21 protein-coding genes are annotated in these 26,898 nt (G+C 67.3%); 18 read left to right on the top strand and 3 right to left on the bottom strand.

All coding sequences use genetic code 11. The annotated features are described in order from the left end of the window. The first annotated feature begins 187 nt into the window (after window positions 1–187). The 4 genes from metH to EJO71_RS32075 are packed head-to-tail and all read left to right on the top strand — an operon-like array spanning window position 188 to window position 6,168. On the top strand, window positions 188–2,926 hold the full coding sequence (metH, locus tag EJO71_RS32060; protein WP_125952674.1) for a methionine synthase: 2,739 nt from the start codon (window positions 188–190) through the stop codon (window positions 2,924–2,926). Between the two features lie 52 nt (window positions 2,927–2,978). Then, window positions 2,979–4,787, top strand: a complete 1,809-nt coding sequence (locus EJO71_RS32065) for a hypothetical protein (protein ID WP_125952673.1) — start codon at window positions 2,979–2,981, stop codon at window positions 4,785–4,787. Then, window positions 4,784–5,770: a glycosyltransferase family 2 protein gene (locus tag EJO71_RS32070; protein ID WP_125952672.1), complete on the top strand. Its 987-nt coding sequence runs from the start codon at window positions 4,784–4,786 to the stop codon at window positions 5,768–5,770. The genes EJO71_RS32065 and EJO71_RS32070 overlap by 4 nt, the downstream gene beginning before the upstream one ends. After that, window positions 5,767–6,168, top strand: a complete 402-nt coding sequence (locus EJO71_RS32075) for a GtrA family protein (RefSeq protein WP_125952671.1) — start codon at window positions 5,767–5,769, stop codon at window positions 6,166–6,168. Before EJO71_RS32070 ends, EJO71_RS32075 begins: the two co-directional genes overlap by 4 nt. A 22-nt stretch (window positions 6,169–6,190) precedes the next feature. Here the strand turns inward: EJO71_RS32075 and EJO71_RS32080 are convergent, their stop codons facing one another. The 3 genes from EJO71_RS32080 to EJO71_RS32090 form a co-directional block, all read right to left on the bottom strand. Then, window positions 6,191–7,390: an amidohydrolase family protein gene (locus EJO71_RS32080; protein WP_125952670.1), complete on the bottom strand. Its 1,200-nt coding sequence runs from the start codon at window positions 7,388–7,390 to the stop codon at window positions 6,191–6,193. Beyond that, the gene (locus tag EJO71_RS32085; RefSeq protein ID WP_125952669.1) at window positions 7,336–8,091 is read right to left on the bottom strand and encodes a TetR family transcriptional regulator; all 756 of its coding nucleotides are present in this window, start codon (window positions 8,089–8,091) and stop codon (window positions 7,336–7,338) included. The genes EJO71_RS32080 and EJO71_RS32085 overlap by 55 nt, the downstream gene beginning before the upstream one ends. A gap of 118 nt (window positions 8,092–8,209) precedes the next feature. Then, window positions 8,210–8,983, bottom strand: coding sequence for a ferredoxin--NADP reductase (locus EJO71_RS32090; protein ID WP_125952668.1), 774 nt, complete (start codon window positions 8,981–8,983; stop codon window positions 8,210–8,212). Between the two features lie 330 nt (window positions 8,984–9,313). Here EJO71_RS32090 and EJO71_RS32095 point away from each other — a divergent pair, with 330 nt between their 5' ends. From EJO71_RS32095 to tssA, 14 genes are all read left to right on the top strand, one after another. Further along, entirely contained in the window at window positions 9,314–10,927 is a 1,614-nt protein-coding gene (locus tag EJO71_RS32095; RefSeq protein ID WP_125952667.1) for a 6-hydroxynicotinate reductase, read from the top strand. A gap of 2 nt (window positions 10,928–10,929) precedes the next feature. Next, window positions 10,930–11,847 carry a UPF0280 family protein gene (locus tag EJO71_RS32100; RefSeq protein ID WP_125952666.1) on the top strand — a complete coding sequence of 306 codons (918 nt, stop codon included), beginning with the start codon at window positions 10,930–10,932 and terminating at the stop codon, window positions 11,845–11,847. A 21-nt stretch (window positions 11,848–11,868) separates the two neighbouring features. Further along, on the top strand, window positions 11,869–12,510 hold the full coding sequence (locus EJO71_RS32105; protein WP_125952665.1) for an amino acid synthesis family protein: 642 nt from the start codon (window positions 11,869–11,871) through the stop codon (window positions 12,508–12,510). A gap of 154 nt (window positions 12,511–12,664) precedes the next feature. Next, entirely contained in the window at window positions 12,665–13,252 is a 588-nt protein-coding gene (locus EJO71_RS32110; RefSeq protein ID WP_125952664.1) for an amino acid synthesis family protein, read from the top strand. Between the two features lie 79 nt (window positions 13,253–13,331). After that, the gene (locus tag EJO71_RS32115; protein WP_125952663.1) at window positions 13,332–14,537 is read left to right on the top strand and encodes an ABC transporter substrate-binding protein; all 1,206 of its coding nucleotides are present in this window, start codon (window positions 13,332–13,334) and stop codon (window positions 14,535–14,537) included. A gap of 147 nt (window positions 14,538–14,684) precedes the next feature. Then, complete coding sequence (locus EJO71_RS32120; protein ID WP_125952662.1) at window positions 14,685–16,631, top strand: ABC transporter permease; 1,947 nt, start codon at window positions 14,685–14,687, stop codon at window positions 16,629–16,631. Then, window positions 16,628–17,416 (top strand): ABC transporter ATP-binding protein, encoded by a 789-nt coding sequence (locus EJO71_RS32125; protein WP_125952661.1) that lies wholly within the window; start codon window positions 16,628–16,630, stop codon window positions 17,414–17,416. The genes EJO71_RS32120 and EJO71_RS32125 overlap by 4 nt, the downstream gene beginning before the upstream one ends. Further along, window positions 17,413–18,147, top strand: coding sequence for an ABC transporter ATP-binding protein (locus EJO71_RS32130; RefSeq protein WP_125952660.1), 735 nt, complete (start codon window positions 17,413–17,415; stop codon window positions 18,145–18,147). The genes EJO71_RS32125 and EJO71_RS32130 overlap by 4 nt, the downstream gene beginning before the upstream one ends. Before the next feature lie 28 nt (window positions 18,148–18,175). Continuing rightward, window positions 18,176–18,901: a bifunctional nicotinamidase/pyrazinamidase gene (gene pncA / locus EJO71_RS32135; protein WP_125952659.1), complete on the top strand. Its 726-nt coding sequence runs from the start codon at window positions 18,176–18,178 to the stop codon at window positions 18,899–18,901. Between the two features lie 55 nt (window positions 18,902–18,956). Then, entirely contained in the window at window positions 18,957–20,126 is a 1,170-nt protein-coding gene (locus EJO71_RS32140) for an ABC transporter substrate-binding protein (protein ID WP_171022569.1), read from the top strand. Continuing rightward, window positions 20,104–20,604 carry a (2Fe-2S)-binding protein gene (locus tag EJO71_RS32145; RefSeq protein WP_125952658.1) on the top strand — a complete coding sequence of 167 codons (501 nt, stop codon included), beginning with the start codon at window positions 20,104–20,106 and terminating at the stop codon, window positions 20,602–20,604. The genes EJO71_RS32140 and EJO71_RS32145 overlap by 23 nt, the downstream gene beginning before the upstream one ends. Then, a complete protein-coding gene (locus EJO71_RS32150) occupies window positions 20,601–24,353 on the top strand; it encodes a molybdopterin cofactor-binding domain-containing protein (protein WP_125952657.1) in 3,753 nt (1,250 codons plus the stop codon). Before EJO71_RS32145 ends, EJO71_RS32150 begins: the two co-directional genes overlap by 4 nt. 91 nt (window positions 24,354–24,444) lie before the next feature. After that, on the top strand, window positions 24,445–25,626 hold the full coding sequence (locus tag EJO71_RS32155) for a fumarylacetoacetate hydrolase family protein (protein ID WP_125952656.1): 1,182 nt from the start codon (window positions 24,445–24,447) through the stop codon (window positions 25,624–25,626). Window positions 25,627–25,778: 152 nt separating this feature from the next. Beyond that, on the top strand, window positions 25,779–26,876 hold the full coding sequence (gene tssA / locus EJO71_RS32160; RefSeq protein ID WP_125952655.1) for a type VI secretion system protein TssA: 1,098 nt from the start codon (window positions 25,779–25,781) through the stop codon (window positions 26,874–26,876). Window positions 26,877–26,898 lie beyond the last annotated feature (22 nt).

Below are 26,898 nucleotides of genomic sequence, written 5' to 3' on the forward strand. Positions count from 1 at the left end.
TTGGGGGGATGCACGCAAAAAAAGAACGAGCGTGCACTTTTCATTCTGCGAAATCAGGGATTCGCTATCGATTCGGACTTACCCTTTCATGATTCAGACTTACTCCTTGCACGCAATGTGCTTGGGGGACGGCGATAGACTCCCCCAACCCGCGCACGGATAACCGCTTTTGCCCCCGAGTCCAACCATGTCTTCCCCAATGCCGCCTCCCATGAAGCTCTCAGGCCTGGAGCCGGTCTCCATCGGTGAGGGCACGTTGTTCGTCAACATCGGCGAGCGCACCAACGTCACGGGCTCGAAGGCCTTCGCCCGCATGATCCTCAACGGCCAGTTCGAAGAAGCGCTGGCCGTGGCGCGCCAGCAGGTCGAGAACGGCGCGCAGGTGATCGACGTGAACATGGACGAGGCCATGCTCGACAGCAAGGCCGCGATGGTCCGCTTCCTCAACCTCATCGCCAGCGAGCCCGACATCGCGCGCGTGCCGGTGATGGTCGACAGCTCGAAGTGGGAGGTCATCGAGGCGGGCCTGCGCTGCATCCAGGGCAAGGGCATCGTCAACTCGATCTCCATGAAGGAGGGCGTCGACAAGTTCAAGCACGAGGCCATGCTGGTGAAGCGCTACGGCGCCGCCGCCGTGGTGATGGCCTTCGACGAGAAGGGCCAGGCAGACACCTATGCGCGCAAGATCGAGATCTGCGAGCGCGCCTACCGCATCCTGGTCGACGAGGTGGGCTTCCCGCCCGAGGACATCATCTTCGACCCGAACATCTTCGCGATCGCCACCGGCATCGAGGAGCACGACAACTACGCGGTCGACTTCATCAACGCCGTGCGCTGGATCAAGGAGAACCTGCCGGGCGCCAAGGTGTCGGGCGGCGTGTCGAACGTGAGCTTCAGCTTCCGCGGCAACGACCCGGTGCGCGAGGCCATCCACACCGTGTTCCTGTACCACGCGATCAAGGCAGGCATGGACATGGGCATCGTCAACGCCGGCATGGTCGGCGTGTACGACGACTTGGAACCCGGCCTGCGCGAGCGCGTCGAAGACGTGGTGCTCAACCGCCGCCCCGATGCCGGAGAGCGTCTCGTCGAAGTGGCCGAGACCGCCAAGAGCGGCGCCAAGGACGACAGCAAGAAACTCGAATGGCGCGGCACGCCTGAGAACCCGGTGTCGGTCAACCAGCGCCTGTCGCACGCGATGGTGCACGGCATCACCGACTTCATCGTCGAAGACACTGAAGAGGCCTACCAGCAGATCCTCGCCAAGGGCGGCCGCCCGCTGCACGTGATCGAAGGCCCGCTGATGGACGGCATGAACATCGTGGGCGACCTGTTCGGCCAGGGCAAGATGTTCCTGCCGCAGGTGGTGAAGTCGGCGCGCGTGATGAAGTCGGCCGTGGCCCACCTCATTCCCTACATCGAGGAAGAAAAGCGCCAGGACGAGGCCGCGGGCCGCGACGTGCGCACCAAGGGCAAGATCATCATCGCCACCGTGAAGGGCGACGTGCACGACATCGGCAAGAACATCGTCACCGTCGTGCTCCAGTGCAACAACTTCGAAGTGGTGAACATGGGCGTGATGGTCCCGTGCCACGAAATTCTCGCCAAGGCGAAGGTCGAGGGCGCGGACATCGTGGGCCTGTCGGGCCTCATCACGCCGAGCCTGGAGGAAATGCAGTACGTGGCCGGCGAGATGCAGAAGGACGACCACTTCCGCATCAAGAAGATCCCGCTGCTCATCGGCGGCGCCACCACCAGCCGCGTGCACACGGCCGTGAAGATCGCGCCGCACTACGAAGGCCCCGTGGTCTACGTGCCCGATGCCTCGCGCAGTGTGAGCGTGGCGCAATCGTTGCTCTCCGACCAGGCCACCGCGTACATCGACGAGATCAACGCCGACTACGACAAGGTGCGCCACCAGCATGCCAACAAGAAGCAGGTGCCGCTGTGGCCGCTGGCCAAGGCGCGCGCCAACAAGACGCCCGTCGACTTCGCGAGCTACCTGCCGCCTGTGCCCAAGTTCATCGGCCGGCGCGTGTTCAGGAACTTCGACCTCACCGAGCTCGCGAAGTACATCGACTGGGGCCCGTTCTTCCAGACCTGGGACCTTGCCGGCCCGTTCCCCGCCATCCTGAAGGACGAGATCGTCGGCACCGAGGCTGTGCGCGTGTATGCGGACGGCCAGCGCATGCTCAAGCGCCTGATCGAGGGCCGCTGGCTCAGCGCGAGCGGCATCGTCGGCTTCTGGCCCGCCAGCACCGTGAACGACGACGACATCGAGCTTTACACCGACGAGTCGCGCAGCGAAGTGGCGCTCACTTGGTACGGCATGCGCCAGCAGGCCGAGAAGCAGGAAATCGATGGCGTGATGCGCCCGAGCCGCTGCCTCGCCGACTTCGTCGCGCCCAGGGACGGCGGCGTGAAGGACTACGTGGGCATGTTCGCCGTGACCGCCGGCCTGGGCGTGGAGAAGAAGGAGAAGTACTTCGTCGACGACCTCGACGACTACTCCGCCATCATGCTCAAGGCCCTGGCCGACCGGCTGGCCGAGGCCTTCGCCGAGGCGCTGCACCACCGCGTGCGCACCGACCTCTGGGGCTACGCGAGCGACGAGAGCCTGAGCAACGACGACATGATCGCGGAGAAGTACCGCGGCATCCGCCCCGCGCCCGGCTACCCGGCCTGCCCCGACCACAGCGTGAAGAAGCCGATGTTCGACCTTCTGAACTGCGCGGACATTGGCATGAGCCTGACGGAAAGCCTCGCTATGATGCCCGCCGCCAGCGTGAGCGGGTTCTACCTGAGTCACCCCGATTCGACGTACTTCAACGTCGGCAAGATCGGGCACGACCAGCTGCAGGACCAGGCCGCGCGGCGCAAGGAAAGCGAAGCCGACCTCGAACGCCTGCTGGCGCCCAATCTTTGAACCTGCCGGCCGGTGCGGCCGCCCGGCGCCGGGAGTTGTTATTCAGAAGCTGATGTTTGCCGCCGCGCACTACGCGGCACTGGCGGTCTTCGTGTTGGGCTGCTGGGGCTATGGGCGCGCGCTGCTGGGCCGCCTGGCTCCGCCGCCGCGCCGCGACGCGGGGCTCGAAGCCGCCATGGCCGTGGCGCTGGGCGTGGGCTTTTTCATCTGCGCATTCCAGGCGATGGCCATCTTCGGGGCCTTCAAGGCCGGAGCGACCGTAGCCGTCGTCGCGGTGGGTGTGGTGGCCGCGGCGCTGCAGCTCCCGTCGTGGCTGCGCGAGCGGCGCACCCTGCTCGTGAACGCGCCCGCCGCGCCGTGGAGCTACCTGGAGCGCGTCGCGGCGATCGCATTGGCACTGGTCGCGCTACCGGCGCTGGTGGCGCCGCTCGCACCGCCCATCGCCTTCGACGAGCTGATGTACCACCTGCCCTATGCGCGCCAGGTGGCGCAGCAGGGCTCGCTGGGCATTCACGACTGGCTGCGCTACCCCTGGTTCCCGTACAACTACAACCTGCTGTACGCCGCCGCGCTGCAGCTGGGCGACGACGTGCTGCCGCACTTCCTCAACGGGCTCGCCGGCGCGCTGTCGGTGGTGATGATCTATCGGCTGGGCATGCTGCACGCCAACAGGCTCACCGCCTGCATCGGCGCGGCCATCTGGCTGGGGCTCGGCGACTATTCCAACGCGCTGATCGACATGGGCGTGGCGCTGTTCGTGCTGTCGGCCTGCGTGGCGCTGTGGTGGTGGCGCGAATCGGAGCCCGGCAAGCCCGTGCGCGGTGGCATCCGCTGGCTCGGCGTGGCTGCGTTCTGCCTCGGCGTGGCCGCGGGGTCGAAGTACCAGGCGCTGATCTTCCTGCCGCTGGTGTCGCTGTTCGTCTTTCGCCACGAGCGCGGCTTCAAGGCCTGGGCGCTGGTGTTCGTCTGCTTCCTGATTCCCTGCGTGTACTGGTACGCGCGCAACGCCATCATGACGGGCGACCCGTTCAACCCGATCGGCGCGCGGGTGTTCGGCTTCACCGAGTGGACGCCGGCCGACTACGTGCAGCAGGTGGCGGACGTGCGTGTGCACGCCGAGCTGCCCAACGCGCTGATCTGGTCGGTGTTCTTCGCGCCGTTCAGCGTCTTCTGGAAGCGCTCCGCGGCCGTGCGCGCCGCCGGCTGGTTCTGCCTGTACTCGGTGGTGGTCTGGGTCGTGACCTCGCGCTATCCGCGCTACCTGACGGCCTCGTTCCCGCTGCTGGCGGCCATCGCGGCCATCGGCTGGCAGGTGCTGTTCGGCTGGGCGGCATCGGGCGTGAAGCGGCTGTTCGGAGCCAGGACGCCGCAGCCGCAGGATGCCGGCGTCACGGCTGCGCGCTCCGGCGCCCGCGTGGGCGACTGGGTGATCGTGCTGCTGCTGGCCGTGCTGGCCGCCGTCTCCGTGCGCCAGACCGCTGGCAAGGTCGCGATGGTCTCGGTCACGCCCGAGGCCCGCGAAGCCGTACTGCGCAAGCACGTGCCGGGCTACGCCGTCATGGACTACCTGCGCCGCAATGCAAAAGGCCGCGTCTACCAGGTCGCGCTGAACGAGGCGATCTACTACGGCCCCAACCCGATCTGGGGCGACACCCTCGGGCCTTGGCGGTACACCGACTTCGGACGCCTCTCGGGCGGCGATCTTGCGCGCAAGCTCTCGGGCATGGGCTTCGTCGCGGTCGTGCTGCCCGATGCCGTGGTGCCGGTGTTCAGCGCGCGCATCGATTTCGACAAGTACTTCGCCGTCGAGTACGAGAAGGACGGCAGCCGGGTCTACCGTATCCTTCCCGTCGCACCATGACCGACGACGCAGACCTCTCCAGCAACCGGAGCCGCAGCAGCGGCGGCCTGCGCATCGCCGTGGTCATCCCCTGCTACAACGAGGCGCTCGCCATCGCGCAGGTGGTGCAGGGTTTTCGCGCCGCGCTGCCCGAGGCCGAGATCCACGTCTTCGACAACAACTCCAGCGACGGCACTGCCGCCGTCGCGCGCGCGGCCGGCGCCACCGTCACGCATGTGGCCCTGCGCGGCAAGGGCAACGTGGTGCGGCGCATGTTCGCCGACGTCGATGCCGACGTGTACCTGATGACCGACGGCGATGCCACCTACGACGCCGGCGCCGCGCGCCGCCTCGTCGACCGGCTGGTGAGCGACAACCTCGACATGGTGGTCGGCAGCCGCGTGGACGACGGCCAGGACGCGCACACCTACCGCGCCGGCCACCGTTTCGGCAACCGCATGCTCACGGGCGCCGTGGCGCAGCTGTTCGGCGGCGGGCTCACCGACATGCTCTCGGGCTACCGCGTGTTCTCGCGGCGCTATGCCAAGTCGTTCCCGGCGTTGTCGCGGGGCTTCGAGACGGAGACCGAGCTCACCGTGCACGCGCTGGAGCTGCGCATGCCCTATGCCGAGGAAGCCACTGCGTACAGCACGCGTCCGGAGGGCTCGGTGAGCAAGCTCTCGACCTACCGCGACGGCTGGCGCATCCTCAAGACCATCTGCAAGCTGTTCGTGAGCGAACGGCCGCTGCAGTTCTTCTCGATCATCGGCGGGCTGCTGGCGCTGATGTCGGTCGCGCTGGTCGTACCGCTCTTCATGACCTACATGCAGACCGGCCTGGTGCCCCGGCTCCCCACGGCGGTGCTGGCCACTGGTGCGATGCTGGCGGCCATGCTGTCTTTCGTGTGCGGCGTCATCATGCAGGCCATCACCCTGGGGCGACGGGAAGCCAAGCGGCTGAGCTACCTCGCGATCCCGAGCGTGCGCGAGCAGGCTTCGCGATGAAGATCGGGCGCGAGCTTCTTTCCTTCGCCGTCGGCGGCGTGATCGGGCTCGTGGTCGACGTTGTCGTGCTGTACCTGCTGGCACCGTTGCTGGGCTGGTACGTTGCGCGGGTGGTGTCGTTCCTGGCGGCGGCGACCACCACCTGGGCCTTCAACCGCCGCTACACCTTTGCGGCCAGCGCCGCAGCCGGTCGCTCCGTCTGGCGCGAATACCTGAGCTACCTGGCGACCATGGCGGCCGGCTCGGTGCTGAATTACGGCGCCTACGTGCTGACGCTGCACTGGGTCGAAGGCCGCTGGGCCGCGGCCCTGGGCGTGGCGCTCGGCAGCCTCGCCGGCATGAGCGCCAACTTCCTCTCGGCGCGCTACCTGGTCTTCCGCTCGCACCGCAACGGCTGAGGCCGGCGGCGCGGCGTGCCGGTCAGTGCGCGCCCGAGACTACGACCGGGATCTCGGTCGCAGGCGGCGTGTTGCGGCTGCGGCCGCAGCGCACGATGCCGTCGATCATCACCATGCCCACGCCCGGGATGTCGCCGAGCTGCACGCTCTCGAGCAGCCCCGGTGCGGGCGAATGCTGGGCACGGTCCATGAAGACGAAGTCGGCGGCGCGCCCCACCTCGACCAGGCCGCAGTTGAGCTTGCGGATCTTCGCGGTGTTGCCCGTTGCGAAGCAGAACACCAGCTCGGCCGGGATGTTCGCGATGGACGACAGCATCGCCACCATGCGCAGGATGCCCAGCGGCTGCACGCCCGAGCCCGCGGGGCCGTCGGTGCCGAGGATCACGCGGTGCGGGCACTTGAGCTCCAGCGCCGCCTTCGCCGCCGCGATGGCGACCTTCTCGTTGCCGTTGTGCACGATCTCGATGGCGCGCGAGCTCCTCTCGCACAGCTCGCACACATGCGCCTCGGGCAGCGAGGTGTGGCCGCCGTTGATGTGGCCGATGACGTCGGCGTCGGCCTCGAGCACCACGTCCTTGTCGATCAGGCCCGAGCCCGGGATCGACGGACCGCCCGTGTGGATCGTGCTCTGGATGCCGTACTTGCGCGCCCAGGCCACCATCTCCTTGGCCTCGTAGCCGGCCTTCACCGAACCCAGGCCCACTTCGCCGAGCAGGCCCACGCCGGCCTCGGCAAGCTCCTTGAAGTCGCTCTCGACCATGCCCTTCTCGATGACCGGCGCGCCCGCCAGCACCTTCACGCCGCCGGGGCGGAAGTTGTCGAAGGCGCGCTGCGCGGTGATGGCCAGCGCCTTCAGGCCCACGATGTCCTTCGGTCGGCCGGGCAGGTGCACCTCGCCGGCGGAAATCATGGTGGTCACGCCGCCGTGCATGGTGGAGTCGATCCAGCCGAGCTGGCCTTGGCGCGGCGTCCAGTCGCCGAACACAGGGTGCACGTGGCTGTCGATCAGGCCGGGCGCCACGCAGGTCTTCTTCGCGTCGATGACGGTGACCGCGCCTTCGAGGTCGCAGTCCTTTTCCTTGCCGACCGCGACGATCAGGCCGTCGTTCACCACGATGGTGTCGGCATCGAGGATGGGCTTGTCGATGTCGCCCGACAGCAGCAGGCCTATGTTCCGGATGACGACCTTGCCCGACTTGCCGCCGGCTGCGATTTCTGCCATTTCGTGTTTTCCTCGTGAGGTGGGGTGTTTTCTTGTGCGTCGTCCGCGCGCACCGTGCGCAGCAGCGTCTCGATCACGAAGTCTTCCCAGTGCGTGATCGCCTCCGGCGACTCCAGCGGCTCGCCGAGGAAGGCGGTGAGCGTGTGCCGGTTGGAGGTGTAGAAATAGCCCGTGGACGCGATCAGCAGGTAGATGTCGCGTGCCACCAGATCCTTGCGGAACAGGCCCTGCGAGGCGCCGCTCGAGAGAATTTCCGCAATGATCGCCACCGCGCGCGACGAGTACTCGCGTGCGCGCAGCGACTTCGAAATGTGCCGGCCCTTGTGCAGGTTCTCGGTGTTCAGCAGCGTGACGAACTCGGGGTTCTTGCGGTAGTAGCCCAGCACGAAGCGGATGACTTCGGTGAGCGCGTCCACCGGCCGCGAGGCGTCGAGCGCGATGGCGGCCTCGGCGTCGTCCATACGCTGGTAGATGCCTTCGAGCACTGCAATGAAGAGGCCTTCCTTGCTGCCGAAGTAGTAGTAGATCATCCGGTCGTACGACTTCGCGGCCTTGGAGATCTTCTCCACGCTGCCGCCGTCGTAGCCGTACTTGGCGAAGACTTTGGTCGCCGCCTTCAGGATGCTGTCGCGCGTGGCCTGGGCAGCCGCCTCGCGCACGCCCGTGCGGCGCTGCGGCTTGGTGACTGCCTTGCGTTCCATCAGAGGGGCGAGTGAAGAGGAAGGCGGTCGCCGCCGGGCCGCCCCAAGGCGGACCGCGCCTCCCCCATGGGGGGTGGAGTTACACGAGCACAGCGAGTGAAAAGCCGGGGGGCCTTCATTACTTCTCTGCGAAGGCGCGCTCGACGACGAAGTCGCCGGGCGTCGAAGTGTTGCCTTCCTTGAAGCCGCGCTTCTCGAGGATGTGCTTCAGGTCGACCAGCAGGCCGGGGCTGCCGCACAGCATGACGCGGTCTTCCTCGACGTTGAGCGGGGGCAGGCCGAGGTCGTCGGTGAGCTTGTTGCTCTCGATCAGGTCGGTGATGCGGCCCTGGTTGCGGAACTCCTCGCGCGTGACCGTCGGGTAGTACAGCAGCTGCTTCTCGATCATTTCGCCGAGAAACTCGTGCTTGGGCAGGTGGTCGGTCACGAGGTCGTGATAGGCCAGCTCGTCGACCTGGCGCACGCCGTGCACCAGGATGACCTGCTCGAACTTCTCGTAGGTGTCCGGGTCGCGGATGATGCTCATGAACGGTGCGAGGCCGGTGCCGGTGCCGAAGAGGTACAGGCGCTTGGCGGGCAGCGTGTAGTCGATCAGCAGCGTGCCGGTGGGCTTGCGGCCCACGATGATGGTGTCGCCCACCTGGATGTGCTGCAGCTTCGAGGTCAGCGGGCCTTCTTCCACCTTGATGCTCAGGAACTCGAGATGCTCCTCGTAGTTCGGGCTCACGATGCTGTAGGCGCGCAGCAGGGGCTTGTTGTTGACCTTCAGGCCGATCATCGTGAAATGACCGTTCGAGAAGCGCAGCGCCGGGTCGCGCGTGGTGGTGAAGGTGAACAGGCGGTCGGTCCAGTGGTGGACGCTCAGGACGCGTTCTTCGCTGAATGCACTCATACGGAACTCAAGAGTTGGTTGGTAACAGAGGAGGTTGGCTGAGCCCGCGTGCACGCCTTTGGGGCGAAAACCGCCGGCCGGCTCCGAACCCTCCATTGTCGTTGGTCGGAGAAACCCCGATGAACACCGCGAGAAAACACCATTGCAAGCATCGGGCCCGTTTGCTACATTGACCTTTGATGTAGTGAATGCAACATGAAAGTGTAGGGAATGCTACACAAACGGAAGTCGATGCACAAGCGGGCGTACGGCACGTTTGTTGCAAACCCCGGCAGCACGCAATTGCCCTTCGCACACCATCGAACGCCCAAGAGCCAAGAGATCGCCCCGATGACAGAACACACCAAGACAGATGGCCTCCCCGGCATGGACATGCCCGTGGTGGCTGAAGCCGGCAGCGGCGCATTCGGCAAGGCGCCGCTGCGCAACGAGCGCATGAGTTCGGCCAAGGTCGAGTGCAACGCCTGCCCGGTGCTGTGCCAGATCTCCGACGGCCGCACCGGCGCCTGCGACCGCTACGCCAACAAGGAAGGCGTGCTGGTGCGCGTCGATCCCGTGGTGCTGCTGCGTCGCACGGTGGAAGCCGAGGCGCCGGCGCTGGTGCCTTTCAATCGCTCAGGTGCCGAGGAGGCCGCGGTTGCCCCTGACTGGAACGGCGACCTGCTGCACGCCGACGAAGTCTTCGTCACCGGCGTGGGCTCATCCACCACCTACCCCGACTACAAGCCCGCGCCCTTCATCGTGGCCTCCAAGGCCCAGGGCGTCGACATGGTCACCGTCGTCACCGAAGGCATCTTCAGCTACTGCAGCTTCAAGGTGAAGATCGACACCGACCGCTTCCTCGGCCCCGAGCAGGCCAACGTGCGCTACCGCGGCGAGGTCGTGGGCCACGTCACCACGGCCGAATACGGCTCGCAGATGCTCTCGCTCGGCGGCGTGCACCATCTCACCGGCGGCAGCAAGAAGGAAGGTCGCATGACGGCCGAGCTGATGCAGCTGCTGGGCAACAAGAAGGCCGTCGAGTGCACCATCGACGGCGGTTCCACCCTCGTCGTGCAGGCTGGCAAGGCGCCTATCGTCAACGGCGTGGAAGAGCAGCGCATGCGCGTGGGCTGCGGCTCCGCGGCGGTCGGCATCTTCGCGCGCCAGTTCGCCGGCGTGGCCGACGAGGTGGTGGTGGTCGACGACCACATCACCGGCGTGCTCACCGAGCACCAGGCCGGCCGCTGCCTCGACATGGCTCCCTCGGGCATCCAGATGCTGGGGCGCAAGTCGACGCCGGGGCGCTACTTCCAGGTGGCGAACCCGGGCAACGGCTGGGGCGGCACCGACATCGCCGACCCGCTCGCGATCATCGAGGGCTGGGAAGAGGGCGTCGCGCGCCCCGGCCTGCGCCTGCTCATGACCTCGACCACCGGCGAGCACGCGCAGTGGTACGTGCTCGACGATGCGCTCAAGCCCGTCGAGCAACCGATGCCGCCCGAGGTGAAGCGCATCGTCGACCGCATCGGCGAGAACTGCGAACCCTCGCTGTGCACGGTGCTGTTCCTCGGCGGTGCCGGCGGCAGCCTGCGCGCGGGGGTCACCGAGAACCCGGTGCTGCTCACGCGCGCCATCAAGCGTGCGCTGGTCAACGTCACCTGCGGCGGTGCGCCGGCCTACGTGTGGCCGGGCGGTGGCATCACGGTGATGGCCGACGTCATGCGCATGCCCGACAACAGCTTCGGCACCGTGCCCACGCCGGCCATCGTCGCGCCCATCGAGTTCAGCATGCGGCGCGACGACTACGAGGCGCTCGGCGGCCACATGGAACACATCTTCCCGCTCGAACAGGCGCTCGCGCGCGGTGCGTGGCAGGAAGACGGCGCACCGCTCGCGCGCCAATGGCTCGCGGTGGACGACGCCAATCCGTGGCCGCTCGGCCATGCCCCCATGCTGGGCTGATCATGTCCGCCCAACGCGCAGCGCTCGACAAGAACCGCTGGCACTTCAACCACGGCCCGATCGACATCGTGGCCGAGGCGCACGGCGACCCGTACGCCGTCGCGGCCGCGCACGACGCGGCCTGGGCGCGCTTCGTCCACGTGCTCGACGAACTGGTGCGCGAGCTGCCGCTGCTGCGCCTGCCCGTCACCGAAAAGATGCGTCCGCGCAATGTGGTGGCGCGGCGCATGTGGGACGCCTGCGCCGCGTTCTCGCCGATGTTCATCACGCCGATGGCGGCGGTGGCCGGCTCGGTCGCGCAGGAACTCATCGCCTTCTACGAGCGCCCCGGCATCGAGCGCGCATGGATCAACAACGGCGGCGACATCGCGCTGCACCTCGCGCCCGGGCAGTCCGCGCGCGTGGGCGTGTTCGCCGACATCGCGCGCTTCGACTGGCGCAGCCATGTCGACGGTGGCAGCGGCATCCTCACGACGGATGGCCAGTTCGAGCTGCGCGAAGACCAGCCCGTGCGCGGCGTCGCCACCAGCGGCTGGCGCGGGCGTAGTTTCTCGCTGGGCATCGCCGACAGCGTGACGGTGCTGGCCGCCACGGCAGCACAGGCCGATGCCGCCGCGACAGTGATCGCCAACGCCGTCGACGTGGATGACGACTCCATCTCGCGCCGGCCCGCGAACGAATGCAAGGACGACAGCGACCTTGGCGACACCCTCGTCACCGTCGATGTGCCGACACTGGCCCCCGAGCGGGTGCGCAGCGCACTCGATACGGGCGTGGTGTGCGCGAAGGTCCTGCAAAAAGGAGGTCTCGTCTGGGCCGTTCTACTCGTTTGTCAGGGGCAGTGGCGACTTGTCGAACCCTTATGCTCGAAGGCGCTCAAGACCGAGCTGCCGAAAACGGTTGGTTCAGTATTTGCTTAACGAAAAGCAAGGTTCTTTTTCATGATCGAAATCCGTCGCGTCTTCACCCATGTCGAGCACATCCACCACGAGTTCGGACCGCGCGCCGAAACGCCGCTGGTGCGCGGTGCCATCGGCGCGGTGCTGACCAATCCGTTCGCGGGCCGCTACGAGCCCGACATCCTGCCGATGATGGCGCTGCTCGACCCCGTGGGCGTCGACATGGCGCACAGGCTGCATGCCGCCATGGACGTGCCGCTGGAGCAGATCGCCACCTATGGCAAGGGCGCCATCGTCGGCGCCGACGGCGAGCTGGAGCACGGCGCGTTGTGGCACGTGCCCGGCGGCTATGCCATGCGCGAACTGCTCGGCTGGAAGGGCAGCCGCGCCGCCTACACCGCGGGCAAGGCGGAAGAGAAGACAGGCCAGCCCGGCAACGCGCTGTCGATCGTGCCTTCGACCAAGAAGGTCGGCCCGCCCGGCGCTGCGCTCGACGTGCCGCTCACCAACATCAATGCCAGCTACGTGCGCGGCCAGTTCGACGCCATCGAAGTGCGCGTGCCCGGTGCGCCGGCTGCAGACGAGATCGTCTTCATCCTCGCGATGAGCACCGGCTACCGCGTGCATGCCCGCGTGGGCGGGCTGCTCGCCAAGGACATCAGCAAGTGGGACGGCTTGCGCTGACAAGGACTATGACCATGACCAAGACATCGCTATCAAACTCGATCGCCACTCATTCGGGAACGCCGCGGAACCGGCTTTGCCGGGCCGCAGGTGTTGCCCCCTGCAAGGGGGGAGGCGAAGCGACACGCAGTGCGCGCAGCCTGGGGGTGTGCCAATGACTACCGCCAACATCCGCAAGCTCGTCATCCAGGTTGATGAAACCCGCAAGGAAATGGGCAAGGACGTCACGCCGCCCACGCGCCGCGCCGTCGCCATCGCCGTGATCGAGAACCCCTACGCCGGCCGCTACAGCGAGAACCTCGACGAACTCATCGCCATCGGCGAGGAGCTCGGCGCGCTGCTGGGCCAGAAGGCCGTGAAGGCGCTGGGCATCGAGCCCGGCCAGGCGCAGAGCTACGGCAAGGCTGCCATCGTCGGCGAGCGCGGCGAGCTTGAGCATGCCGCCGCCATCCTGCATCCCAAGCTGGGCGCGCCGCTGCGCGTCGCGGTCGAGAAGGGCGCGGCGCTCGTGCCCTCGGCCAAGAAGCAGGGCACGCTGGGCACCGCCATCGACGTGCCGCTGGGCCACAAGGACGCCGCCTTCGTGCGCAGCCACTTCGACGCGGTGGAAGCCCGCGTGAGCGACGCGCCCCGCGCCAACGAGATCGTGGTGGCCGTGGCCGTCACCGACAGCGGCCGTCCGCTGCCGCGCATCGGCGGCCTGCAGGTCTCCGAGATCAAGGGCGAAGACGGCCTGCGCTGAGACGCGCCGCATCGTCTATCCAAAGCCCCGCGCCCGTACAACTCGAATTCTTTCTGCCTTAACCCCTAGGAGCTTCTCGATGAATCCATTGCGCCATGTTTTCTGCGCCGCTTCCGTCGTCACGCTGGCTTCGGCCCTCGTTCCCGCGCACGCGCAGGGCGTGATCAAGATCGGTGAAATCAACAGCTACAAGGCGCAACCCGCCTTCCTCGAGCCCTACAAGAAGGGCATGGAACTCGCGGTCGACGAGATCAACGCCAAGGGCGGCATCAACGGCAAGAAGATCGAACTCATCAGCCGCGACGACAACGCCAATCCCGGCGACGCCGTGCGCGTGGCCGAAGAACTCATCTCGCGCGAGAAGATCGACGTGCTGGCCGGCGCCTTCCTGTCGAACACCGGCCTGGCGCTGACCGACTTCGCCAAGCAGAAGAAGTTCTTCTATCTCGCGGCCGAGCCGCTCACCGACAAGATCGTCTGGAGCAACGGCAACAAGTACACCTACCGCCTGCGTCCCTCGACCTACATGCAGGTCGCGATGCTGGTGCCCGAGGCCGCCAAGCTCAAGAAGAAGCGCTGGGCGCTGGTGTACCCCAACTACGAATACGGCCAGTCGTCGGTCGCCACCTTCAAGACGCTGCTGAAGGCCGCGCAGCCCGACGTCGAGTTCGTCGCCGAGCAGGCACCGCCGCTGGGCAAGGTCGATTCGGGCAGCGTGGTGCAGGCCCTGGCCGATGCCAAGCCCGACGCCATCTTCAACGTGCTGTTCGGCGCCGACCTTTCCAAGTTCGTGCGTGAGGGCAACACGCGCGGCCTGTTCAAGGACCGCGAAGTAGTGAGCGTGCTGACCGGCGAGCCCGAGTACCTCGACCCGCTGAAAGATGAGGCGCCCAACGGCTGGATCGTCACCGGCTATCCGTGGAACGGCGTGAAGACGCCCGAGCACAAGGCCTTCCTCGACGCCTACCAGGCCAAGTTCAAGGACTACCCGCGCCTGGGCTCGGTGGTCGGCTACAGCGCCATCCACTCGATCGCGGCCGGCATCAAGAAGGCCGGCGGCACCGACACCGAGAAGCTCGTGGCCGCCTTCAAGGGCCTGCAGGTCGACACGCCCTTCGGCAAGATCAACTACCGCGCGCAGGACAACCAGTCGACCATGGGCGCCTACGTGGGCAAGACCAAGAACGACGGTGGCAAGGGCGTGATGGTCGACTATGTCTATCTCGACGGCGCGAAGTTCCAGCCGAGCGACGACGAAGTGAAAAAGATGCGCCCCGCGGACTGACCGCAAACAGACCTAGACACCTTTACCGACAGCGAACCATTCCAGGAATACCGCGGAACCGGCTTTGCCGGGCCGCTGGTATTGCCCCCGGTAGGGGGTGGGCGGCCACACGAAGTGGGCAAGCCTGGGGGCGAGCAAAGGATTTTTATGAGTTTCTCAGGCTTCGTTGTTCAGTTGCTCAACGGGTTGGCCGGCGCGTCCTCGCTCTTCTTCGTGGCGGCCGGTCTCTCGTTGATCTTCGGCGTGACGCGCATCGTCAATTTCGCCCATGGATCGTTCTTCATGGTGGGCATCTACCTCGCGTACACGCTCGTCGACAAGCTGGGTTCGAGCCTGGGCTTCTGGCCCGCGCTGCTGATCGCCGCGCTGGCGGTCGGCGTGCTCGGCGCGCTGATCGAGGTGCTGCTGCTGCGCCGCATCTACAAGGCGCCGGAGCTGTTCCAGCTGCTCGCCACCTTCGCGCTGGTGCTCGTCATCAAGGACGCGGTGCTGTGGCTCTGGGGCCCCGACGAACTGCTCGGCCCGCGCGCACCCGGCCTCAAGGGCTCGGTCGAGATCCTCGGGCGGCAGTTTCCTTCCTATGACCTGTTCTTGATCGTGATCGGGCCGGTGGTGCTCGGCCTCGTGTGGCTGCTGCTCACCCGCACGCGCTTCGGCACGCTGGTGCGCGCCGCCACGCAAGACCGCGAGATGGTCAGCGCGTTGGGCGTCAACCAGGCCTGGCTTTTCACGGCGGTGTTCGCGCTCGGCGCGCTGCTCGCGGGCCTCGGTGGCGCGCTGCAGTTGCCGCGCGAGCCCGCCACGCTCGAGATGGACCTGAACACCATCGGCGCCGCCTTCGTGGTCGTGGTGGTGGGCGGCATGGGCTCGCTGCCCGGCGCCTACATGGCCGCGCTGCTCATCGCCGAGATCAAGGCCGTGTGCATCTGGCTCGGCGTGGTGCAGATCTTCGGCATCGACGTGTCGTTCTCCAAGCTCACGCTGATGGTCGACTTCCTGGTGATGGCCATCGTGCTGGTGTGGCGCCCCTGGGGCCTGTTCGGCCGGGCGCAGGCGCCGAGCCGCTACGTGGGCATGCAGGAAGAACCGCTGCGCCGCCCGAGCAACGCCTACATCGTGGCCGCCGCGGTGTTCGCGCTGGTGCTGGCCGTGCTGCCGTTCCTGACGGTGAACTCGCCCTACACCACGGTGCTGATGATCGACCTGATGATCGCGGCCCTCTTCGCCACCAGCCTGCACTTCATCATGGGCCCGGCCGGCATGCATTCCTTCGGCCATGCCGCGTACTTCGGCCTCGGCGCGTACGGCGCGGCGCTGCTGGTGCGTGCGCTGCACCTGCCGATGGAGCTCGCGCTGATCGTCGCGCCGCTGGTTGCCGCGATCGGCGCCTTCGTCTACGGCTGGTTCGCGGTGCGGCTGTCGGGCGTGTACCTCGCGATGCTCACGCTGGCCTTCGCGCAGATCACCTGGGCCATCACCTACCAGTGGGACAGCTTCACCGGCGGCAGCAACGGCCTGACCGGCGTGTGGCCCTCCGAGTGGCTCTCCGACAAGCGGGCCTACTACTGGCTCACGCTGGTGCTCGTGGGCGCGGGCGTGTGGTGGCTGCGCCGCGTGCTGTTCTCGCCCTTCGGCTATGCGCTGCGCGCGGGCCGCGACTCGGTGCTGCGCGCCGACGCCATCGGCATCGACGTCAAGCGCATGCAGTGGGCCGCCTTCGTCATCGCCGGCACCGTGGCCGGGCTGGCGGGCGCGCTGTTCGCCTTCTCCAAGGGCAGCATCTCGCCCGAGACGCTGTCGGTCGGCAAGTCGGTCGACGGCCTCGTCATGGTGCTGCTCGGTGGCATCCAGACACTCGCTGGCCCGGTGGTCGGCGCCGTCACCTTCACCTGGCTGCACGACACCGTGGCGCGCAACACCGATTACTGGCGCGCGATGTTGGGCGCCATCATCCTGATCCTGGTGCTGCTGTTCCCGCAGGGCATCGCGGGCTCCATCAAGCAGCTTGCTGACCGGTGGCGCGCGCCGAAGGAAGACGAAGTTGCAAAGACCGAAGCCAAGGCCAAGACCAAGCTCGAGGAGGTGAAGGCATGACCAGAACGCTCCTCAAGGTCGAGAACCTCGGCAAGTCCTTCGGCGGCGTGAAGGCCGTGGACGGCATCAGCTTCGAGCTGCCGCCCGGCGAGCTGCTCGCGCTCATCGGGCCCAACGGCGCCGGCAAGTCCACCACCTTCAATATGGTGAACGGCCAGCTCAAGGCCGACCAGGGCTCCATCACGCTCGACGGCCAGGAACTCGTGGGCCGCAAGCCGCGCGAGATCTGGCGCATGGGCGTGGGCCGCACCTTCCAGATCGCCGAGACCTTCGCCTCGCTCACCGTGGTCGAGAACGTGCAGATGGCGCTGCTGTCGCACGACCGCAAGCTGTTCTCGACATGGCGCCGCGCCGCCGACCACAAGCGCGACGAGGCGCTGGCGCTGCTCGACCAGGTCGGCATGAAGTCGCAGGCCGACCGGCCCTGCAGCGTGCTGGCCTACGGCGACGTGAAGCGCGTCGAGCTCGCCATCGCGATGGCCAATAGCCCCAAGCTGCTGCTGATGGACGAGCCCACCGCCGGCATGGCGCCCAAGGAGCGCAATTCGCTCATGGCGCTGACCAAGGACCTCGTCATCCAGCGCGGCATGGCCGTGCTCTTCACCGAACACAGCATGGATGTGGTGTTCGCGTATGCCGACCGCATGATCGTGCTGGCGCGCGGGCGCCTCATCGCGCAGGGCAAGCCGCTGGAGATCCGCGACCATCCGAAGGTGCAGGAGGTGTACTTCGGCACGGGCAAGACATTCGAGAAGAAGGGCGCAGCCGTTGGAGAACCCGCATGAGCACGCATGAACCCCTCCTGCAGGCCAAGGCCCTGTGCGCCTGGTATGGCGCCGCGCAGATCCTCTACGACGTGGACCTCGAAGTGCGCCGCGGCGAAGTCGTCGCGCTCATGGGCCGTAACGGCGCGGGCAAGTCGACCACGCTGAAGGCGCTCATCGGCATGCTGGGCAAGCGGCGTGGTGCGGTGCGCTTCCTGGGCCACGACATCTCGAAGAGCGAGCCGCACCACGCGGCGCGCCTGGGCCTGGGCTTCGTGCCCGAAGACCGCCGCGTGTTCACCGACCTCACGGTGATGGAGAACCTCGAAGTCGGCAAGCAGCCCGCGCGCCGCTGGGCCGACGGCACCGACGCGCCGCTGTGGACGCCCGAGCGCCTGTTCAAGCTCTTCCCCAATCTTGGCGAGATGCCGAACCGTCCCGGCGGGCGCATGAGCGGCGGCGAGCAGCAGATGCTCACGGTCGCGCGCACGCTCATGGGCAATCCGTACCTCGTGCTGCTCGACGAGCCTTCCGAAGGCGTGGCACCGGTGATCGTCGAGCAGATGGCCAACATGATCCTCGAGCTCAAGGCGCAGGGCGTGAGCATCCTGCTGTCGGAGCAGAACATGCACTTCGCCGAACTGGTGTCCGACCGCGCCTATGTGCTCGAGAAAGGGCAGATCCGCTATCACGCCACGATGGCCGAGCTCGCGGCCAACGACGAGGTGCGCCGCGCCTACCTCAGCGTCTGATTTTTCTTCAACCCCTGGAGTCCACGCCATGCATCGCAGAACCCTCGTGAAATCCGCCGCAGCCCTCGGGCTGGCCGGTGGCCTCGGCAGTGTCGCTTTCAACGCCTTCGCGGCCGGCAAGATCAAGCCCGGCGCCAAGGCGGCGCTGATCGTGGTCGACGTGCAGAACTGTTTTCTCGACGGCGGCACGCTCGCGGTAAAGGGCGGCAACGAAGTCATTCCGGTGATCAACGCGCTCGCGCCCGCGTTCGAGAACATCGTCGTCACGCAGGACTGGCATACGGCGGGTCATGCATCGTTCGCCAGCACCTACAGCGGCAAGAAGCCCTTCGAGACCACCAAGCTCAGCTACGGCACGCAGGTGCTGTGGCCCGACCATTGCGTGCAGGGCACGGAAGACGCCGCGCTCGGCAAGGACCTGAAGGTGCCGACCGCGCAGCTCATCATCCGCAAGGGCTTCCACAAGGAGATGGACAGCTATTCCGCCTTCGAGGAAGCCGACCACAAGACGGCCACGGGCCTGGCCGGCTACCTCAAGGCGCGCGGCATCAAGACTGTGTTCGTCACAGGCCTGGCCACCGACTTCTGCGTGGCCTGGACCGCGATGGACGCGCGCAAGGCCGGCTTCGAGGCCTACGTGATCGAGGACGCCACCCGCGGCATCGACCTCAACGGTTCGCTGGCCGCCGCCTGGAAGCAGATGACGGCCAAGGGCGTCAAGCGCATCCAGTCCGCCGACATCCAGGCCGCCTGAGCGTGCAACGCTCCAGGAGTCGGAAAGAGCAACAAGAACACAAGGCCCACGACGCATGAAGCTCTCGATCTCAAGGCGCGCCGTGGTGGCAGGCGGCGCAGCCCTGGCCCTCGGCCCCGGCCTGCTGCGGCAGGCAAGCGCGGACAACGGCACGAACGGTGTGACCGACACCACCATCCGCATCGGCCAGTCGGCCGTGTTCAGCGGGCCGGCGAAGGACTTCGGCATCGACTACCGCGCGGGCATCAAGCTGTACTTCGACCGGGTCAACAAGTCGGGCGGCGTGAATGGCCGCAAGATCGAGCTCGTCACCTATGACGACGCCTACGACCCCGCCAAGACGGCCACCAACACCGCGAAGCTGATCGACGAGGACAAGGTCTTCGCGCTCACCGGCTACGTGGCCACCGGCAACCTCGCGGCGGCAATGCCGCTCGCGGAGAAGGCCGGCGTGCCGATGTTCGCGCCGCTGGTGGGCACCACCTCGTTCCGCACCAAGGTCAACCGGTACCTGTTCCACGTGCGCGCGGGCTACGACCTGGAGCTGCGCAAGATCATCAGCCACCTCTCGACCATCGGCATCCAGTCGATCGCGGTGGTGTACCAGGACAGTGCCTTCGGCAAGTCGAACCTCGCCACCTGCGAGGAGCTGGCGTCCGACTACAAGGTGAAGGTGCTCAAGACCTTCCCGCTGGCCATCGCGGCCGAGGACGCGAAGCAGGTCGTCACCGGCCTCGCGGAGGCCAAGCCGGGCGCGGTCGTGATGATCATGGCGGGGCGCATGGTCGAGGTGTTCATGCGCGACTACCGCGCCAACGGCGTGGGCTCGCCGCTGTACACGCTGTCGGTGGGCATCACCGATGCGGCCGGTTCGGCCAAGCGGCTCGACGGCAAGCTCGCGGGGCTGGTCACGGCCAGCATCGTGCCGCCGCCGCAGGCGCTGCGCGTGCCCATCGTGGCCGACTACCAGCGCGACCGCGCGGAGTTCGGCGAGAAGATCGACAGCTACACCGCGCTCGAGGGCTACATCGTCGCGCGCGTGATGGTCGAGGGCCTGCGCCGCGCCGGCAAGACGCTCACGCGCGACAGTTTCATCGCCGGGCTCGAAAGCATCGGCAGCACGCGCATCGGCGACTTCCCCGTCGAGTACAGCGCGAAGAACCACAACGGCTCGACCTTCGTGGACCTGGAGATATACGCCCGTGACGGCCAGTTGCGGCGCTGAGCCGCTGCACCTGCTGGTCAACGGCCAGGCGCAATCGATAGAGGGCGTGCCGCGCGAGGCGACGCTGCTGCACCTGCTGCGCAACGACCTGGGGCTGAACGGTCCCAAGTACGGCTGCGGGCTGGGGCAGTGCGGCGCGTGCACGGTGCATGTGGACGGCGTGGCGGCACGCTCGTGCGTGATTCCCGCGCACGGCGTGGCGGGGCGTTCAGTCACCACGCTCGAAGGGCTCGGTGCGCGCGGCGACTGGCATCCGGTGCAGGCCGCCTTCGAAGAGGCACAGGCCGCGCAGTGCGGCTACTGCCTCAACGGCATGGTGATGCAGGCAGCGGCGCTGCTCGCGCGCGATCCGGAGGCGAGCGAGGCGCGCATCCGCAGCGAGCTCTCGGGCAACCTGTGCCGCTGCGGCACGCACGTTGAAATACTCGATGCGGTGCAGCGCGCTGCGGTGCGCATGCGCGCGCATCCGGCCCCATGACCCGCCGCGCCGATCTTCCGCAGACACGCGCCGACTTCCTGTCGGCCGACGGCGTGCTGCTGGTGGTGCGCGAGACGCCGGCCGCGCCGGCGCCCGCCAAGGGCCAGCCCACCTTCGTTGCCGGCAACCCCATCGAGGGCGATGAAGTCCTGCTCGCCGTGTGGGACGACGGCAGCGCCTCGGCGCTCAATGGCCATGTCGACCTGGGCACCGGCATCCAGACCGCGCTGGGGCAGATCGTGGCCGAGGAGCTCGATCTCGGCATGCCCTGCGTGCGCGTGATGCTCGGCGACACGGCGCGAGTGCCCAACCAGGGCGCGACGATCGCCAGCGCGTCCATCCAGATCCATGCGCAGCCGATGCGGCTTGCCGCCGCGCAGGCGCGTGCCTGGCTGCTCGCGCGTGCGGCGGAACGGCTCGGCGCGGCAATCGGCGAGCTGCAGGTGCGCAACGGCGTGGTGCGCGTTGCAGAGGCGCCGGACCGCCATGTCAGCTACGCCGATCTCGTGGCCGGCCAGCGCACGGTGCTGCGGCTCGATCCGCAGGCCAGGCCCAAGGATCCGGCCGACTACCGCGTGGTCGGCACGCGGCAGGCGCGCGTCGACATCCCGGCCAAGCTCGCTGGCGAACTCGTGTTCGTGCACGACATGCGCGTGCCCGGCATGCTTCACGGCCGCGTGGTGCGGCCTCCGTATGCGGGCGCGGATCATGGCGAGTTCATCGGCAACACGCTGGAGTCGGTCGACGAGTCTTCGATCGCGCATATCCCCGGCATCCGTGCCGTGGTGGTCATCCGCGATTTCGTCGGCGTCGTGGCCGAGCGTGAGGAGCACGCGGAGCAGGCGCTGCGCGAGCTGCGCGTCATGTGGAAGCCGTGGCCCGGCATGCCCGACCTCGGCGATCTGGCGCAAGCGTTGCGCGACAACCCTTCGACTCAGCGCCTGCTGGTCGATGAAGGCGATGTCGATGGCGCCATTGCCGCCGCCGCGCAGCCGATGCATCGCACCTACGTGTGGCCGTACCAGATGCATGCGTCCATCGGCCCTTCGTGCGCATTGGCCGAATGGCAGCCGGCCGATGGCAGCGGCATGCAGCTGCGCTGCTGGGCAGGTTCGCAGAACCCGCACGTGCTGCGCGCCGATCTCGCGAAGCTCATGGGTGTGGAGGACGTGCAGGTCGACGTGGTCCGCATGGAGGCCGCGGGCTGCTACGGCCGCAACGGCGCCGACGACGTGGCCGCCGATGCGGCGCTGCTCGCACGCGCAGTGGGCGCGCCGGTGCGCGTGCAGCTCACACGCGAACAGGAGCACGCGTGGGAGCCCAAGGGTGCCGCGCAGCTCATGGAGATCGACGGCGGCCTCATGGCCGACGGCAGCATTGCCGCCTACGACTTCGAAACCTCGTACCCGTCGAACGGTGCGCCCACGCTCGCGCTGCTGCTCACGCGGACCATCGAGCCGGTGGCTCAGGCTTTCGAGATGGGCGACCGTACCGCGCGCCCGCCCTACAGCTACGACAACCTGCGCGTGAAGGTCAACGACATGGCGCCGATCGTGCGCGCCTCGTGGCTGCGCGGCGTGTCGGCGCTGCCGAGCTCGTTCGCGCACGAGTCGTACATCGACGAGCTGGCGACCGCTGCGGGTGTGGACCCGGTGCAGTTCCGGCTGCGGCACCTGCAGGATCCGCGCGCGGTCGAGCTGGTGCAGGCCACCGCGCAGAAGGCCGGCTGGCGCATGCGCACCGGGCCGCAGGAGAACGCCGACGGCGGGCTCGGCGAAGGAGGCGACATCCTCTTCGGCCAGGGCTTTGCCTACGCGCGCTACATCCACAGCAAGTGGCCTGGCTTCGGCGCCGCATGGGCCGCGTGGGTGGCCGACGTCGAGGTCAATCGCAAGACCGGCGAGGTGCACGTGCGCCGCGTGGTGGTGGGGCATGACGCCGGCCTGATGATCAACCCGGCGGGCGTCGAGCACCAGATCCACGGCAACGTGATCCAGACCACGAGCCGGGCGCTGAAGGAGCGGGTGCAGTTCGCGCCGCAACAGCAGCAGCAACAACAGGAAGGCACTGCGGCGGGTGCGCAGCTGCCGGGCGTGCTGCCTTCCGGCGTGGTCGCGAGCCGCGAGTGGGGCAGCTACCCGATCATCAATTTCCGCGAAGTGCCGGTGATCGAGGTGATGCACATGCCGCGGCCTGGCGAGCCTTCGCTGGGCGCGGGTGAGTCGTCTTCGGTGCCGGGCACCGCGGCGATCGCGAATGCGATCTTCGATGCGACGGGCGTGCGGTTCCGCTCGCCGCCGTTCACGCCTGAGACGGTGCTGGCCGAATTGAACCGGGGTTCGCTTCCCCCGCCTCCTCCGAGTGCGGGCGAGGGGAGCGCGGGTGGCAATGTTGCCGCGCCTCCATCCCAGGCTGCCTCCACCGGGGGGCGGAGCGATGCGACCTGGCCGCGTCGCAAAGGCTTGTGGGCCACCGGCGCTGCGCTTGTCGTGGGGGGCATCGGTGTCATCGCCGGCTTGCTGGGCTGGCGCTCCGCCATCGCGCCCGTATCGCTCACCGCACCGGTCTACAGCCAGGCCACCATCGAACGCGGCCGGGTGCTTGCCGCCGCCGGCGATTGCGCCGTGTGTCACACCGCCGCGGGCGGCGTGCCCAACGCCGGAGGCCGCGCGATGGAGACGCCCTTCGGCAAGCTCTACACCACCAACCTCACGCCGGACCCCGAGACGGGTCTGGGCCGCTGGTCCTTCAGCGCCTTCCAGCGCGCGATGCGCGAAGGCGTCTCGCGCGACGGCCACTATCTGTATCCCGCGTTCCCCTACACCGCCTTCGCGAAGACCAGCGACGACGATCTGCAGGCGCTGTACGCGTACTTCATGTCGATGCCCGCGGTGCGCGCGGAAACGCCGAAGTCCGAACTCAAGTTCCCGTTCAGCATGCGGCCGCTGATGGCCGGATGGAATGCGCTCTTCCACGACCCGGCGCCGATGCAGCCCGTGGCCACGCAGAGCGCGGAGTGGAATCGCGGTGCGTACCTCGTCAACGGCCTTGGCCACTGCGGTGCCTGCCACACGCCGCGCAACGCGCTGGGCGCGGAGCAGGGCGGCAGTGCCTTCCTTTCGGGCGCGATGGTCGACGGCTGGGAAGCTCCGGCACTCACACAGCTCTCGTCGAAGTCGGCGGTGCCGTGGGATGCCGAGGAGCTGTACCGCTACCTGCGCAACGGCCACACGCAGCGCCACGGCATCGCCGGCGGGCCGATGGCCGAGGTGGTGCGCGAACTCGCGCAGGTGCCGGACGAAGACATCCGCGCGATGGCCACATACCTCGGCTCGTTCAATCCGGCGCCTGCCTCGGAGCCCTCGGCTCTGGCACAGCAGGCGATCAGCAATGCCGCACGCACGCAGGGCCAGTTGCTCGGCCCCGCGCAGCGCATGTTCGACAGCGCCTGTGCCTCCTGCCACCACGACGGCAACGGGCCCACGCTGCTCGGCGTGAACACGCCGCTCGCGCTCAACAGCAACCTCACGAGCGCGAGGCCCGACAACCTGCTGCGCACCATCCTCGACGGCGTGCGCGAGCCCGCGAGCCGCGACATCGGCTTCATGCCCGGCTTCCGCGAAGTGCTCGACGACCGGCAGATCGCCGAACTCGCAGGCTACATGCGCGCGCGCTTCGCACCGCAGGAACCGGCGTGGACCAACCTGCCCGCCGAGGTGGCGCGCGTGCGCGCAGCGCCGGGGCACTGACGCCGGCAAGGAAAGAGAAGGCCGCGTCGTTTCCCGTGTGCGCCGCTACGATGCAACGTAGCGCACACATTCATCACGGAGACACCACGCCATGCCGCTCGATCTTTCCATCTCTTCCGGCCTGCCTGGCGACGCTGAACGCGCCACCCTCGTCGGCCGTCTCTGGCAACCCGGCGTAGGCCCCGTTCTGGTGGCCGTTCACGAAGGTGGCCTGCACGACCTGTCGAGGCTCGCGCCCACCATGAGCGATCTGCTCGAAGGCAAGGAAGCGCCTGCGCAATCCGTTCGGCGCGCATTGCAGAGCGCACCGCGCATCGCGACGCTCGATGAGGCCCTTGCCAACAGCGACGAGACCACGCGCGACACGGGCAAGCCCTGGCTGCTCGCTCCCTGCGACCTGCAGGCCATCAAGGCCAGTGGAGTCACATTTGTTGCGAGCCTGCTCGAACGCGTGATCGAAGAGCAGGCGCGCGGCGACGCATCGAAGGCCGAGGCCACGCGCGCGGCCATCGGCAACGTGCTCGGCGACAACCTCGCGGACATCGTGCCCGGTTCACCGGAGGCAATGAAGGTCAAGGAAGTGTTGATTGCGCAGGGGGCGTGGTCGCAGTATCTCGAGGTCGGCATCGGCCCCGATGCCGAAATCTTCACCAAGGCGCCGGTGCTTTCCGCCGTTGGCACCGGCGCGGACGTAGGCATTCATTCGGGCTCGGTGTGGAACAACCCCGAGCCGGAGGTCGTGCTTGCAGTGAACAGCCGCGGCGAGACGCTCGGTGCCGCGCTGGGCAACGACGTCAACCTGCGCGACTTCGAAGGCCGCAGTGCGCTGCTGCTGGGCAAGGCCAAGGACAACAACGCTTCGTGCGCGATCGGTCCCTTCATCCGTCTGTTCGACGCGCACTTCGGCATCGCGGATGTGCGGCGCATCACCGTTGCGCTGGAAGTGAATGGCCCCGAGGGCTTCACGCTCAAGGGATCGAGTTCGCTATCGAAGATCAGCCGCGATCCGCTCGACCTGGTGGCGCAGACAGTAGGAATAAATCACGCTTATCCCGATGGCTTCATGTTGTTTCTCGGAACCATGTTCGCGCCGACACAAGATCGTCACGGGCCTGGGCAAGGATTCACGCATGTCGTGGGCGACCGCGTGCGCATTGCCGCACCGGAACTCGGTGCATTGGTCAATCGCGTGGTGCACGCGGACAAGGCGCCGATGTGGACTTTTGGTATCAGTGCGTTGATGCGCAATTTGGCTGCGCGCGGATTGTTGTGATCAGCATGTAGTCGTTCCGTTTGAGTTTCAAAAGGAGCTGTACTCCTTAGTGATTCATTCGCGTTCCGTAGCAATTTGTTGCTGTTGACCGCGCCACTTGTTCCCCTCAAGATTGCTGCTGTTAAGAAACGTTTGAACGAGGGGAGTAGAGGTTGGCGCAAAGCGAGATCGATCTATTGCAGGTGCCTGTGGAGGGCCCGCTGCCTTGCGGTGAAGACCTGGAATACGACCCCGATTTCATGGCGTTGCACCAGGCGACAGCGGGCAAGCGCGAGCAGCAGTTCGGCTCCACGATCATTCCTGCGGAGCCACCCGATTGGGCTCGCGTCGAGCGCATCGCGAAGCAGCTTTGCACGCGTACGCGCGACCTTCGCGTGCTGGTGCCCCTCACGCTGGCCTGGACCGAGAACCGTGGCTTGCCCGGCTATGTCGACGGCCTGCAGCTTGTCGATGTCGTGCTGGAAAAATTCTGGAACGACGTGCATCCGCGCGTTGTCGATGGCGACTTCGAAGATCCGCTGCCGCGCATGAACGCGCTGGCCGCACTGGCCGAAGCCGAGGGGCTCGGACGCAGCGTGCGCGATGCGCGGCTGCTCGACGACGGCGGCGCATCGATGAGCCTGCGACAGGTCGAAGCCTTGCTCGATTCGAGCAAGACCGACCATCAGATCGATTACCCGGGCGGCATCGGCCGGCTGAAGGACACGGTGCGGCGCGCACAGGAAAAGGCGGCGCCTCCGGTGGTGGCGTTGCGTGCGGCACTCGAGCTGCTGCAGCGGATTCGCGAGAGCTGCGAACGCGCGCTCGGCCAGAGCTGGGCGCCCGATTTCTCGCGGCTGGAACGGTCGCTGCGCACTGTTGCCCAGCTGTTGCCGGAGCAGGTGCAGGCCGAAGAGGCGGTGTCCGGCGAAGGGCACTCCGGAACCGATCCGCAAGCGGGCGGCAGCGGCGGGGCCGTGGCGAATGGTGTTGCCGGCGGTACTGCCGCAAATGGCGGTACCGGCCTACGTCAGGTGCTTATTAAGGATATTGAAATATCGAGCCGTGAAGATGTGCAGGTGTTGCTCGAAAAGGCTTGCCAGTTCATGGAACGCACGGAGCCGAGCCATCCGGCGCCCATGCTCATACGCAGAGCGCAGCGGCTGCTGGATCTCAACTTCTTCCAGATCATCGAAGAGCTCGTGCCGGAGGGATTGCAGAAGATAGAGAGCCTTGCAGGACGTCCGTTGAACGGGGGCAGCGCGGAGTAACAGGGCGGAGGCCGTTGCGGGC

The sequence above is a fragment of the Variovorax sp. 679 genome, assembly GCF_003952185.1.
Classification (GTDB): Bacteria; Pseudomonadota; Gammaproteobacteria; order Burkholderiales; family Burkholderiaceae_C; genus Variovorax.

Coding starts and splice junctions, on each gene's coding strand:
- EJO71_RS32105 (WP_125952665.1), top strand. CDS start 11,869: ATGATCGAAATCCGTCGCGTCTTCACCCATGTCGAGCACATCCACCAC.
- metH (WP_125952674.1), top strand. CDS start 188: ATGTCTTCCCCAATGCCGCCTCCCATGAAGCTCTCAGGCCTGGAGCCG.
- EJO71_RS32115 (WP_125952663.1), top strand. CDS start 13,332: ATGAATCCATTGCGCCATGTTTTCTGCGCCGCTTCCGTCGTCACGCTG.
- EJO71_RS32155 (WP_125952656.1), top strand. CDS start 24,445: ATGCCGCTCGATCTTTCCATCTCTTCCGGCCTGCCTGGCGACGCTGAA.
- EJO71_RS32075 (WP_125952671.1), top strand. CDS start 5,767: ATGAAGATCGGGCGCGAGCTTCTTTCCTTCGCCGTCGGCGGCGTGATC.
- EJO71_RS32065 (WP_125952673.1), top strand. CDS start 2,979: ATGTTTGCCGCCGCGCACTACGCGGCACTGGCGGTCTTCGTGTTGGGC.
- EJO71_RS32095 (WP_125952667.1), top strand. CDS start 9,314: ATGACAGAACACACCAAGACAGATGGCCTCCCCGGCATGGACATGCCC.
- EJO71_RS32085 (WP_125952669.1), bottom strand. CDS start 8,091: ATGGAACGCAAGGCAGTCACCAAGCCGCAGCGCCGCACGGGCGTGCGC.
- EJO71_RS32080 (WP_125952670.1), bottom strand. CDS start 7,390: ATGGCAGAAATCGCAGCCGGCGGCAAGTCGGGCAAGGTCGTCATCCGG.
- EJO71_RS32130 (WP_125952660.1), top strand. CDS start 17,413: ATGAGCACGCATGAACCCCTCCTGCAGGCCAAGGCCCTGTGCGCCTGG.
- EJO71_RS32090 (WP_125952668.1), bottom strand. CDS start 8,983: ATGAGTGCATTCAGCGAAGAACGCGTCCTGAGCGTCCACCACTGGACC.
- EJO71_RS32110 (WP_125952664.1), top strand. CDS start 12,665: ATGACTACCGCCAACATCCGCAAGCTCGTCATCCAGGTTGATGAAACC.
- EJO71_RS32100 (WP_125952666.1), top strand. CDS start 10,930: ATGTCCGCCCAACGCGCAGCGCTCGACAAGAACCGCTGGCACTTCAAC.
- EJO71_RS32070 (WP_125952672.1), top strand. CDS start 4,784: ATGACCGACGACGCAGACCTCTCCAGCAACCGGAGCCGCAGCAGCGGC.
- EJO71_RS32140 (WP_171022569.1), top strand. CDS start 18,957: ATGAAGCTCTCGATCTCAAGGCGCGCCGTGGTGGCAGGCGGCGCAGCC.
- EJO71_RS32125 (WP_125952661.1), top strand. CDS start 16,628: ATGACCAGAACGCTCCTCAAGGTCGAGAACCTCGGCAAGTCCTTCGGC.
- EJO71_RS32120 (WP_125952662.1), top strand. CDS start 14,685: ATGAGTTTCTCAGGCTTCGTTGTTCAGTTGCTCAACGGGTTGGCCGGC.
- EJO71_RS32150 (WP_125952657.1), top strand. CDS start 20,601: ATGACCCGCCGCGCCGATCTTCCGCAGACACGCGCCGACTTCCTGTCG.
- pncA (WP_125952659.1), top strand. CDS start 18,176: ATGCATCGCAGAACCCTCGTGAAATCCGCCGCAGCCCTCGGGCTGGCC.